Here is a 12,548-nt window from a genome sequence, read left to right as displayed (position 1 = left end):
GAGACAAGACTTTATTAACTATAAGGCCTAAAGCGTTTGCTTAAGTGCTTTATTAGATTAGGACTAAAAAAATGCAAAAACTCTCTCTAACACAATCACTTCAACAAAAACTATCTCCTCAGCAGATTCAGTTTATCAAGCTATTGCAAGTGCCAACTGCAGAATTGGAGGCTCGTGTAGAAGAAGAGCTTGAAGTGAACCCAGCACTAGAAGAAGGGAAAGAGGAAAAAGAGGCAGACGATACTTCAGAAGATTATGAAGAGGAATTTGAAGATAGTGTAACGGAGGGAATTGAAGATTACTTACAGGATGATTATGCCGGATACAAAATGCAAGGGGATGGTCGTAATCCAGATGAAGAGGATAAGGAGTCTCCCATCTCTATGGGCAAAACGCTTCACGAGCATTTGATTTCACAATTGGGTTATTTAAAGCTGGATGAGCGACAAGAGGTTTTAGGAAAGCAGTTGATTGGAAGCATTGATTCAGATGGCTATATAAGACGTGAGCTTGAAGCAATAGTAAATGACCTGGCTTTTTCTCAAGGAGTGGAAACGGATGAAGAGGAACTAGAAAACCTGCTTTATAAAATTCAAAATTTTGAACCTGCTGGTATAGGTGCTAGAAATCTACAGGAATGTCTATTGCTCCAACTTGAAAGGAAAGATGAAGACAGTGAAGTAGTCATTACAGCAAGGCGGATTATTGATAATTGTTTCAATGAATTTTCAAAAAAGCATTATGATAAAATAGCAAAGAAGCTAAGTCTTGACAATGAAGACTTACTTCGAGAGGCTATTTATTTAATAACCAAGTTAAATCCTAAACCCGGTGGCACTGGAGACGAACTTGTTAAAACTCAATATATCATTCCAGACTTCATCCTTGTTAACAATAATGATAAGCTGGAACTTTCACTAAATTCCCGAAATGCGCCCCAGCTTAAGGTAAGTCGATCTTATTCGGAGATGCTTCAGGCATACGATAAAAGCAATAAGAAGGACAAGAAACTTAAAGAAACCGTTTCATTTATCAAGCAAAAATTAGACTCTGCAAAGTGGTTTATTGATGCGATTAGACAAAGGCAGCAGACACTACTAAACACCATGCAAGCTATCATTAACTTTCAATATGAATATTTCCTCGAGGGAGATGAAAGTAAGCTAAAACCAATGATATTGAAAGATATTGCCGATCGAATTGGAATGGATATTTCTACCGTATCTCGCGTAGCAAGTAGTAAAACCGTTCAAACGGAATTCGGTGTATTTCCCCTGAAGTATTTCTTCTCCGAGGGAATATCAACTGATTCAGGTGAGGATGTGAGTAGCAGAGAAGTGAAAAGTAAATTAAAAGAGTTCATTGTAGCTGAAGATAAGTCTAAACCACTTTCTGACGAAAAATTAGAAAAAGCTCTAAAAGAGTGTGGCTATAATATCGCTCGAAGAACCGTTGCAAAATATAGGGAGCAATTAAATATACCTGTAGCTAGACTCAGGAAAGAACTTTGAGAATATTAATGAAGATAGTTTCTGTGGCTATGCATCCACTCTTAATGGCCACTTACTTGAGTGCAATCCTATTTTCTGAATCGCCCGAGCTATTCCCACGAATTGTTCCTGAGGCAGTTCCTCAATTTATACTTGTGATTTTTATTACCACTGCTTTGATGCCAGCTCTTAGTATTTTTCTTCTAAAATCCTTTTCATATATCTCCAACCTAGAATTAACAAAAAGGAAAGAACGCATTCGTCCATTTATTTTTATTGTATTCTATTATGGGGCCTCATCCTATCTATTCGCAGAGAAGCTTCAAATGGGTCCAGTTTTTATGACTGTTATGATTGGGGTTTCCGTTTTGATTGGAATTCTTATTGTGATTACCGCATGGTTTAAAATCAGCATTCATGCCACCGCAATATGGAGTTCCGTTGGATTTGTTTGTGCCTTAACAATCTTAATGGGAGTTGATATAGGTTGGTATTTCTATGCATTAATACTTGCCGCTGGAATCACATGCGCAAGTAGGTTATACCTTGGATATCACCAACCGAAAGAAGTATGGTCAGGGGCTATCCTGGGGTTCATTTATAGCTTTTTAACAATTGCTATTTTCCTTTAGAATCCAGTTACATTAATACCAACAGTTGTCATTACAGGATTGCTTCCATCAGTAAAAGAATCTTTAAACACGTCTGATACGTATCTTTTGTAAAAGATGTGAATGCCTTTAAATCCGGCTCTTACTTGATAGCCGTATCTAAACGAATTAAGGTTGAATTTGCCTTCAATTTTCTGAGTTACATTCTCACCTTGATTGTCGTATTTCCATTTGGAATGTGCATTTAATCTTACTCCTATAATTCCTCCCGCACCAATAAATAAACCTTCACCCTCATCAGTTCCCAATGGATGATATCTAAATTCAATTGGAATATCTAAGTACGTTGTAGCAAGTTTATTCTTTTTAAAGTTTTGAGAATTTGGAATAATTGCAACTGATGTAAGTGAATCGGGAGTATTCCCTGAAAATGTAAATGTGTACTTGCTAGATAATGTTGCTGAATCGCCAAGGCTCATCTTCTCAAGACCCAATCCAATTCCATAGCCAAAGGAAAAGTTATTAGCCAAAACCTTTCGCTTGGTATAATAGATTCCGATGGATTTAGAAGCCCAGGTATTTTTTTCTAAAGGTCCTGGCATAGAAGACCACACATTAAAACCCACATCAACCATTAAATCTCCTGGAATATCAGGACGTTTCAACTCTTGAGCGTTTGAAAATAATAGTGTAAGGCTTAAAAATGCTCCAAATAGGTACTTCATATATGTCTTTTTATTTCTGCAAAGAAGGGTCTTTTTCAACTTTTTTGATCTTAATGAATGTTAAATGATGAAAATGCCGCTAGAAAAATTTCGGCAAAGATAGAATCATGGATGACTAACGAAAATTTTAGAGCATAATTGTTACTTTTGCGCTCCTATTGGACTCGTAGCACAACTGGATAATGCACCTGGTTACGGCCCAGGAGATTGGGGGTTCGAATCCCTCCGAGTTCACGAAGAGAAGAAAGCTCAAGTCGAAAGACTTGGGCTTTTTTTAATTTAAGTCAAACGAAACATAATTTCAGAGAGGAATTAAAATACAAAAAGGCAGCCTAAGCCACCCTTTTACAACCCAACCTAATCACAAATACTAGCTTACTTTTTCAGCAGTATATCCTGCCTTTTCCACTGCTGCGATCACATCACCTTCCGATGCTCCGGCAGTTTCTACTATCAGAATCTTATTTGGATTCATGATGTCCACTTCCCATTTTTCAATGCCTTCAGCAGCATTGAGGTGTGGAGTCACATTTGCAAGGCAACCGCTGCACTTGATCGTTGTTTTGAATTTTAACGTATTCATTGTCCTTTATTTTGATTTATAATTTTACTTCAAATTTAGTGTTGTGATTCACCGTCCCTGTTACAATTTTTCTTCTTTGGTTTACATAATTTCAATTTCTAAAAACTAACAAGAGAGGCTTCCTGGTTTCATATTATTACCTGATGATGTCGGTGCTAAAAACCTGAGGCTGCAATCGTCCCCAGTCGCCCACGATCCCAACCAATGATACTTTACAATCCGGCAATTGATACTCTGCAAATTCTGCCCCTTCGTAAGTTGTCAGTAGTGCAGATCTTCCAGATGTATCGGAAAATCTTTTGCTGCCAAGAAAAGTTGCTAAGTTGTTCGCTTCAGGAAAACTGATACCATCAATTCGCACCTTCTTTCCCTCGAATGCTCCGGTATGCAATTGTTCAATGGAAATGGTTTCTGCAGATACCTGTACATCTTCATCCATAATGACACCTGAAAGATCATTTATCCCTGTTATAGCTTTCTGATCATTAATCACCTGACCACTACCGTCTTTCAAGTTTAATCTCACACGGGTGCCATAAGAAAGCTTATTGGCGGAGCTGAACATCAATGCAATACCTGCCATTCCGTCCTGAATGTATGCCACTCGGTTATGAATAACATTGGTCGAGGAAGTGATCACCCCTTCGATGTAGTAGTCTTCACCTAACCAAAAATCTCCTGAAGATTGGTCAAATCTATTTCTTAGCTCTGCAATGGAGTTAACAGAAACTTCAAGGTCGTCATCTTCTTCTATTCGAATCAGCAAAGATGAATTTGAACCTATTGAAATCTGGGTACTACCAACCAGTGTGAGTGCCAGCTCATAACTTCCAAGAATTCTGTTATCATTTACAGGCTCCAATTGAAAAGATAAACTAGTTGCTCCAGGCAAAACTTCTAAAGCAATTTCATTTAAAACAACAGCTGGAACTGATTGGTAGTTTTTATCATATTCAATACCTGTTGGATGCTGAACGCTAATCCTGATAATATCAGATTGCGTTACGGTTCCGCAAATTGGTATATTAATGGTAGTTGATGCTCCGATTCCTTCTGATAACACAACATAAGAATCTGTGAAATTTACAACAGCAGTAGAATTTGCTGAATCTAAATCTGGCAGAATTACAAAAGTTGATGTGCTTTCTCCCAATATAAATCCATTAGATGGATTCTCGAGCCTGAATTCAATTCCAAGGGTATTTGTACTTTTAGATTCCAGACGTATAATCATGAATTCTGCATATTCATCCCCATTATCAATATCTAAGGTAAATATCCCATTGCTTACAATTTGATTAAGGATGTAGTCCTGATTGTGTTGAGCATCGCCTCCCAACCGAATGTCTACAGTTCCCTTTTGATTTGATTTCTTGTCCAGACGCACTTGAATCATTGCACGCTTTTCCATACTGCTAACAGCAACGGAGTTACTTGCAAATTCAACAGAAGAAACCTGCGTTAGATTTTCATCAACGATTAGTTCCTCTTCTATACAACCTAGCATCCCCACCCCTAGGACAGAGATCGCTATCAACGATTTAAATCGCATATTTATTTGAGTTAAAAAAAATAAGATGTGGATTTTGAGTCAATCAATTGACTTTCGAATTCTTGATGCCCATCATAGGTTTCTCTTTCAATAGGACAATTCCAGTTTATCTGATTCCGGAAACCCTGAACATAGCAATACATAGCCCTGATCCAATTCATCATCCGGTAAAGCATAATTGGTTTTCATGTTCAGTTTACCTGAGAGTAACCTGACTTTGCAAGCTCCACACATAGACTCCTGGCAGGAATGTTTCAATCGAAAACCAGCATTAAAAGCTGACTTTAGTACGGACTGGTTTCGATTGGCGCTGAAAGTGACCGGTGCTCCATTGAAGTTCTCAATGATTACCTCAGTGAAAGCCTCCTCATGGTCGATTATATTTTCCCCAAACCCTGATCCTACAAATGCCTCCGTTTTAATCCTTTCTGCCGGCACACCGAGGTTGATCAAGGAATCCTGAGACATTTTCATCATGGAATCAGGTCCGCAAATGAAGGCTTCAGGATTTTGCTTCCAATAGGTATCCATATACTTCTGAAAGTCCTTTGGATTCAATCTTCGATAAATTGCGTTATCGAGCGTTTTATTATTGTTTGCCGATAGGAAATGAGTCACTTTCAGTCGACTTTCATGTTGCCTTTCGAGTGAATCCAATTGATTTCTGAAAATAATCGAATCAGCATTTCGATTTGCATAAAAGAGACTGATAATGCTGTTTGGTTCACTTGCTAGAATCGTTTTGAGTATCGAGAAGAGTGGAGTGATCCCACTTCCTCCAGCCACCATCAGTATCTGACGTCCATTTTTAGTGGATGTAATAAAACGACCGTTTGGGGTGCTTACTTCAATACTATCTCCGGGATTGAGTTGGTCACCCAGATAATTGGAGGCTAATCCCCCTGGCACGCGTTTGATAGTAATGCTGGGCTTTTCATTGAGATATGAGGAAGTTGAGAAGGAGTATTGCCTCACAACTTCCTCACGATTGATGTCAAGGAAGAAATTCAAAAACTGACCAGATTGGTACTTTTCTATCTGTGGATGTCTCTCCAGCACAAGAGTAAAAGCGTCCCTTGTTTCCTGAATGATCTGTTCGATTTTCACCTGCACTTGCATAGCTGTACTGTTACAGTTTGGAAGCTTTCAATCGAAGGCTATTAGCCACTACCGATACCGAACTGAAAGCCATGGCTGCACCGGCAATCATAGGATCAAGCAAGAATCCATTGAGCGGATAGAGTACTCCGGCTGCAATCGGGATACCGATCAGGTTGTAGATGAATGCCCAGAACAGGTTTTGACGAATGCCCATCACGGTTTTAGTGGAAAGGTTCAATGCCTTCGGGATAGACATGAGATCTGATGTGATCAGTGTCATCTTTGCCACATCCATGGCAATGTCAGATCCTTTGCCCATAGCGATGCTGACATCTGCTTGTGCAAGGGCATGAGAATCATTGATTCCGTCACCAACCATGGCCACCACTTTTCCCTGAGCCTGTAGCTCTTTGACAAAGTCTGCCTTCTCGGATGGCATCACTTCTGCTTTAAAATGCTTTAATCCTACCTGATCTGCCACTGCTCCGGCAGTTTGATGATTGTCGCCTGTAAGCATGTAAACATCAATATCCCGATCCTGCAGGGTTTGTATAGCCTGTTTGGAACTGGCCTTCACCTGATCAGCTATGGCCAACACCGCAAGCACCTGGTGCTCATTGGCAAAATAGATGACTGTCTTAGCTTCCTGCTGTAACCAGCCGGCATTTTGATTGAGCGGTAGACTTATGCTGATGTTGTTTTCTGATATCAGCTTGCGATTTCCAACATAGTACATGACGTCCCCTGAAACTGCCTTGACACCCCTACCTGTGATGCTTTCAAAAGCGGATACCTCAGCAGCCTCTATGTGGTCTTCTTTCAATTTGTTGACCACTGCTTCTGCTAATGGGTGCTCAGAAACGGCCTCCATTCCCAGGAGAATCTCCGTAGACCTTTGCACATCTGAATCCTGGGTACCCCAAATCATATCTGTCACAACAGGCCGGCCTTCTGTGATGGTGCCGGTTTTGTCCAGGATCACTGCGTTCACTTTATGCGCAAGTTCCAGGCTTTCTGCGTCTTTAATTAAGATGTTGTTTTCAGCACCTTTGCCCACTCCTACCATGATGGCTGTTGGAGTAGCTAGTCCTAATGCACAAGGACACGCGATGACCAGCACCGCGACGGAAGTAAGCAGAGCTTGTGTGAACGCATTGTCGCCACCAACCAACATCCACGTGATGAATGTAACAATGGAAATACCTACAACGATTGGCACAAAAATGCCTGCGATCTTGTCTACCAATTTTTGTACTGGTGCCTTACTACCCTGCGCCTCCTGTACCATTTTGATGATCTGAGAAAGGAGCGTTTCTCCACCTACCTTCTCTGCCCGAAACTGGAATGAACTTTTCTGATTGATCGTTCCGGCGAATACTTTGTCGCCACTTGTTTTTGAAACGGCAATGGGTTCACCCGTAATCATGCTTTCATCCACAAAAGACTCCCCTTTGATCACCTCGCCATCCACAGGAATTTTTTCACCCGGTCTGACAATAATGGTATAACCCACCTGAACAGACGAAATTGGAATCTCTACTTCTTCTCCATCAATCAGGGCTTTTAAAGTCTTTGGTTGAAGACCCATCAGCTTTTTGATAGCGGATGAGGTATTGGATTTAGCTTTTTCCTCAAGGAGTTTACCCAATGAAATAAATGTGATAATGACAACAGCCGCCTCATAATAGACATGAGGATGAATACCCTTGCTGTGCCAGAATTCAGGGAATAATGTATTGAATAGGCTATATATAAATGCGATTCCGGTACTTAGAGTCACAAGGGTGTCCATATTCGCTTTACCATGTTTTGCCTGCTTGAAGGCATTAATGTAAAAGCTGCGACCAAACCAAAAAAGGATAGGGATGGTCAGTGTAAGGGATATCCATCGCCCTTGGTTCCACTCCATGAAGAACATCCCTATGATAAAGACCGGTAGCGTGAGCAGTGCCGACCAGATGGTTCGGTTTTTTACGTCCTTATAATGTTTCTGTTGTAGCTCTTCCTGCTTTGCGGATGGATCTACTTCGTCTACGATCAGGTCATAACCTATTGCCTGAACTGCCTGACGGAGCATCTCAGATGTCACTGATTTTTCACGCTCTACCAATACGGAGTTTGTTGCAAAATTTACACTCGCCATGGTGACTCCTGGTGTATTGCTGATCATGGACTCCACACTGGAGGCGCATGCCGCACAGGTCATCCCTGTCACCGGGAAGCTTTCCTTGATAACCTCATTGGTTATATTGGCTGATTTTTCTATTATTGTTTCCATTTTATTTTGATTTACTCTGCAAAGTTCAGATCGACCTCCGGGTTATCTGTTACATAATTACCGATATGGATTGCATCATTTTGCATTGAATTTTGATTTAAAACCTGCGCCTTTGCAGCTTGTATCTCCCTGAAGTGGGAGGGATTCAGGCCTGTGACTTTCTTGAACTGAGTTGAAAGATGATGAACGCTGCTGAATCCTTTTTTGAAAGCAATTTTTGATAAGGATAGATCGGTATATACCAGCAATTCCTTTACAGCTTCCAAACGCTTCTCAATGTGATACTTCTCAATGGACTTACCTTCCATTTGCGAGAATAGTTCACTGAGGGAGTCATAGTGTATGATAAAATGTCTTGCAAGGCTTTCTGAAAGTGACAAATTCGAATCCTTGCCACTACCTTCCTCAATCCATGTATGAATGAATGCCTTAATTTCTTCCAGGCGTTTTTCTTTTTTGTCTGAAATAAGCTCAAAGCCTAAGTCCGAAAGAATGGACCGAATTTTTACCTTATCGATTTCAGCAATCGGCTTGCAAAATGCGACTTTTCCCAATGAAATGTCCCGAATGAACATTCCGGCCTTATGCAGATTTTCCCTGATGGTATAAATGCAGCGACTGCAAACCATCCCTTTGATATTGACCTGTGTGCTTTCCATCGTACCAATTTTTATCAAAGTTGCGTACGAAAAGCGCCGAAAGCGTTACATAATCACCAGGAAGGATTGCAAGATTATATGATCTGGTCCAGTGACTTTCTTGACTGGGTATTTTGAATACTTTTCTTGAATTCAGTAGGTGACATTCCGATGACTTTTTTGAATTGATTGGACAGATGAGCCACACTGCTAAAACCCATTTTGTAAGCTATTTCTTTCACCGATAATTCATCATAAAATAGAAACTCCTTCACTTTTTCCATCTTCTGACGTATGATGTATTGCTCTAATGTAATACCCGCCATAGACGAAAAAAGACCACTCAAATAGTTGTAATCATAATGGAGCTGATCTGCCAGAAAAGCAGACCATTGGATATGGGTATCGTAAGGATCTTTATGATGGATGGTGTCAATAATCAGGGTTTTGATCTTTTCCTGGAGCCTGACTTTCTTATCATCAATTCGCTCAAAACCATTTTTTTTCAGCAAATCGTCTAAACGCTTTTGCTGTTCTGAATTCAATTCGTCATTCAGCTTCACCTCCCCCAGCTCAACAGATAAAGGTTCAACTTCAATCTGATCAAAGGCTTGTTTGACCACCATAATACATCGGGGACAAACCATGTTTTTAATATGTAGCTGAGTGATTTCCAACGTCTTTCAAATTGACCCAGTTAAGTTAAATAAATAGGATGAGGATTGCTATTTCAACAACTATCTCCTTAATAAAGTCAATAACAATTCAAGTATCAAAATTGTGCAATCAATAGAGGCAATTGTGTAAAGTAGCTCATGAGTGGCTGTCGGAATTTTGTGAAAATAAATTTCACAATTATGTCAAATTCAATGTCATTAAACGCCGGCACGCTCTTCGAGAAAAGATGGGCAGCTTTGGCAGTCTTGTGTACTGCACAGTTTATGGTGATTATGGACACTTCCATTATTGGAGTAGCCCTACCTGCCATTCAAAGTGCATTAAACTACACCCCATCCGCATTGCAGTGGATCTTCAATGCTTATGTGATTGTATTGGGGGGTATGTTGCTTTTGGGTGGAAAGCTTTCCGACCTGTATGGCTCAAAGAACATCTTTCTTTGGGGCTTTGCTATTCTAACGTTGGCTTCTTTACTCACAGGTTTGGCCTGGTCAGAAACATCTATGAACGTGGGAAGAGCATTGCAAGGACTGGGTTCAGCCCTTATTGCTCCTGCAGCACTGAACTTGCTCATGAGCATCTTCACTGATCCAAAAGAGCTGGGAAAAGCTTTTGGTTTCTGGGGTGCTTCTGCTGCGGCCGGTGGTTCTGCCGGTGTTTTCCTTGGCGGTGTACTTACCGAGTACATGTCATGGAGATGGGTGTTTTTCATCAACATTCCAATGGGAATAATTGTAATGATGTTCGGTGCATCTCTTTTGATGAATGGAAGTAAAGTTCGTGGTAAAATCGATTATCTAAGTGCCATTCTGGTAACTGCTGCTACCATGCTGATTGTATACACCCTTGTCATGGTGGAGCAAAATGGGTGGAGTTCTTTAACTACCATTAGCTTGTTTGGGATTGCATTGGTGTTGCTAATCGTTTTCATTGCGATCCAGAAAAATTCAAAATCTCCATTACTCCCATTGAGCATCTTCAAAGCTCCTAATTTGTCTGCAGCCAATCTGGTAATGGCGCTGATGGCAGGTGCATGGATTCCAATGTGGTTTTATCTGAACCTTTATTTACAGCAAACACTTGGCTACTCCGCTTTTTGGTCAGGTGTGGCACTGTTGCCTATGACCATTGCGATCATGATCCTAATGGTTGGCGTGAGCGGTAAAATGATTGAGCGCTTTGGGGTGAAAAATAACCTTGTTGCCGGACTGATTGTACTAACTGCTTCACTCGTATGGTTTTCGACAGTATCTGTAGATGGGAATTTCCTTGTGGACGTATTGGGTGCCTCATTACTTGGTGCTATTGGTATGTCACTGGCATACATCCCCGGAACTATGGCCGCCATGTCGGGTGCAAAGCCAGAAGAAACCGGATTGGCTTCAGGCCTGGTGAACACCACATATCAGGTGGGGTCTGCTATTGGTTTAGCGATTGTTGTGGCTATTGCCATAGCCATCACCAACGGATTGTCTATTGACGGAACGGTTTATAAGGAAGCACTGACTGAGGGTTTTCAGGGTGCATTCCGAACAGCTGCCATAATTGGTGTGCTTGGGACTTTGGTGGCAGTAGTTGGTATTAAATCAACTTCCAAGTAATAAATGAGTACTTAAAATCGAATTGATACCACCTTCTCTAATCAGAAGGTGGTATTTATGAAAAACGTACTAACTCAAATAAAATAACTAGTGTCCATGTCCTCCTTCTTCTTCGGTATTTTTAGCTTTTGCCAGTACGGTAAATGCACCTTGAGTGACCAAATCAATAGAGGTGATGTCAATAGAGGAGTTTATCAAACTGATCTGCGTGAATCCATCTTCAACAAACCCTTTGTTAATTTCGATCATTTCGAAATCATATATACTCACCTCGTTTTCAATACGCTCATTTCCCAGCGCAAAAACGTAATGTCTGCCTCCAAATCTTACAATTGATTCCTCTGGAACTGCCCAGGTCTCATTACTGCCAGTTTCAATTTTTGCTGATACGTACATTCCTGGAAGCAGATCTTGATCCTTTTTCATCAGGTGACCGTGAACTGTAACCGAACGGTCTTCACGCACACCACTACCAACGAGAAATACCTCTGCTTCCCGCCACTGATCAGGAGCGTTGGCTAGTGAAAAACGAATTCTCTGACCTTTTTTAATCAGTGGAATATCATTTTCATAAACCGTCAGCTCAACGTGCAGATCATCTGAGTTTGTGATGTCCATAATTACATCCTGCGGATTGATGTATTTGCCTACATTGGTGTACACCTCTCTCACCTGACCTGTCACCGGGGAGTAGATGCTGACAAATGAAACCACGTTTCCCTCGCCGATTTTAGACGGATTTAACCCGATCATTTTCAGTCGTGCTTCCATGGTTTTTATTCGAGCTTCATTAGCCAGAAAAGCACTCTTGGCTTGCTGGAAACTTTTACCGGAGGCAACCTTCTCATTGTACAACTCCTGCTGTCGTTCAAATTCAGCCTTTAGAAATTCCTGATTAGCCAGACTTTCCAAATACTCCTGTTGAAACTGAATGAATTCAGGATTTTCAATGGTCACTAAAAGCTGACCTTTTCTCACTGAAGTTCCAGGAAGCATTTCTGTGTATTTCACAAATCCACCATAGGGCATGTTAATCGAGATGTTGCTTTGGGGTGGAACGTCAATGACGCCATTCACACGCAGTTCTGAGCCCATGACTCGCTTTTCAATCGATCCGATTTTGATATTTGCCTGATCAAATTGTGTCTGGGTTAGCTCTATGCGGTTTTCCTCTTCATGATGTTCTTCAGTCTGCTCGGCTGTCTTTGAACTACATGAAATGATGGCTGCACCCATAAGAGTGATCACCAATGCCTTGTTGATATATTGATATATAGTTTTCATTTTTTCT

Annotated in this window: 11 protein-coding genes and 1 tRNA gene; 4 read left to right on the top strand and 8 right to left on the bottom strand. The window is 40.8% G+C overall.

Annotated elements, in window-relative coordinates:
* Positions 1-71 precede the first annotated feature (71 nt).
* Together rpoN and ACOMC3_RS02115 are read left to right on the top strand one after the other, a co-directional pair.
* Entirely contained in the window at positions 72-1,511 is a 1,440-nt protein-coding gene (gene rpoN / locus ACOMC3_RS02120; RefSeq protein WP_420317875.1) for an RNA polymerase factor sigma-54, read from the top strand.
* 8 nt (positions 1,512-1,519) lie between these two features.
* The gene (locus ACOMC3_RS02115; protein WP_420317874.1) at positions 1,520-2,122 is read left to right on the top strand and encodes a hypothetical protein; all 603 of its coding nucleotides are present in this window, start codon (positions 1,520-1,522) and stop codon (positions 2,120-2,122) included.
* Here the strand turns inward: ACOMC3_RS02115 and ACOMC3_RS02110 are convergent.
* Positions 2,119-2,826, bottom strand: coding sequence for an outer membrane beta-barrel protein (locus tag ACOMC3_RS02110; RefSeq protein WP_420317873.1), 708 nt, complete (start codon positions 2,824-2,826; stop codon positions 2,119-2,121). The genes ACOMC3_RS02115 and ACOMC3_RS02110 overlap by 4 nt on opposite strands.
* A 160-nt stretch (positions 2,827-2,986) precedes the next feature.
* Between ACOMC3_RS02110 and ACOMC3_RS02105 the strand changes: the two genes are divergently transcribed.
* Positions 2,987-3,060 (top strand) — tRNA-Arg (locus ACOMC3_RS02105).
* A 136-nt stretch (positions 3,061-3,196) separates the two neighbouring features.
* Here ACOMC3_RS02105 and ACOMC3_RS02100 read toward each other — a convergent pair.
* The 6 genes from ACOMC3_RS02100 to ACOMC3_RS02075 form a co-directional block, all read right to left on the bottom strand.
* Complete coding sequence (locus ACOMC3_RS02100; RefSeq protein WP_420317872.1) at positions 3,197-3,409, bottom strand: heavy-metal-associated domain-containing protein; 213 nt, start codon at positions 3,407-3,409, stop codon at positions 3,197-3,199.
* 136 nt (positions 3,410-3,545) lie between these two features.
* The gene (locus ACOMC3_RS02095) at positions 3,546-4,961 is read right to left on the bottom strand and encodes a DUF5689 domain-containing protein (protein ID WP_420317871.1); all 1,416 of its coding nucleotides are present in this window, start codon (positions 4,959-4,961) and stop codon (positions 3,546-3,548) included.
* A gap of 87 nt (positions 4,962-5,048) precedes the next feature.
* Positions 5,049-6,080: an FAD-binding oxidoreductase gene (locus tag ACOMC3_RS02090; protein ID WP_420317870.1), complete on the bottom strand. Its 1,032-nt coding sequence runs from the start codon at positions 6,078-6,080 to the stop codon at positions 5,049-5,051.
* A gap of 10 nt (positions 6,081-6,090) precedes the next feature.
* A complete protein-coding gene (locus ACOMC3_RS02085) occupies positions 6,091-8,340 on the bottom strand; it encodes a heavy metal translocating P-type ATPase (protein WP_420317869.1) in 2,250 nt (749 codons plus the stop codon).
* A gap of 11 nt (positions 8,341-8,351) precedes the next feature.
* Positions 8,352-8,999 carry a helix-turn-helix domain-containing protein gene (locus ACOMC3_RS02080; protein WP_420317868.1) on the bottom strand — a complete coding sequence of 216 codons (648 nt, stop codon included), beginning with the start codon at positions 8,997-8,999 and terminating at the stop codon, positions 8,352-8,354.
* Positions 9,000-9,073: 74 nt separating this feature from the next.
* Positions 9,074-9,655, bottom strand: coding sequence for a helix-turn-helix domain-containing protein (locus ACOMC3_RS02075; RefSeq protein WP_420317867.1), 582 nt, complete (start codon positions 9,653-9,655; stop codon positions 9,074-9,076).
* A gap of 180 nt (positions 9,656-9,835) precedes the next feature.
* On the opposite strand from ACOMC3_RS02075, the gene ACOMC3_RS02070 reads away from it, so the two are divergent.
* Positions 9,836-11,257: an MFS transporter gene (locus ACOMC3_RS02070; protein WP_420317866.1), complete on the top strand. Its 1,422-nt coding sequence runs from the start codon at positions 9,836-9,838 to the stop codon at positions 11,255-11,257.
* Positions 11,258-11,344: 87 nt separating this feature from the next.
* Here the strand turns inward: ACOMC3_RS02070 and ACOMC3_RS02065 are convergent, their stop codons facing one another.
* Positions 11,345-12,541 (bottom strand): efflux RND transporter periplasmic adaptor subunit, encoded by a 1,197-nt coding sequence (locus ACOMC3_RS02065; RefSeq protein ID WP_420317865.1) that lies wholly within the window; start codon positions 12,539-12,541, stop codon positions 11,345-11,347.
* Positions 12,542-12,548 lie beyond the last annotated feature (7 nt).

Source organism: Ekhidna sp. (assembly GCF_965212185.1).
Classification (GTDB): Bacteria; Bacteroidota; Bacteroidia; order Cytophagales; family Cyclobacteriaceae; genus Ekhidna.
The sequence above is the reverse complement of the archived record's forward strand: the minus strand, read 5'-3'. Positions and strand labels throughout refer to the sequence as shown.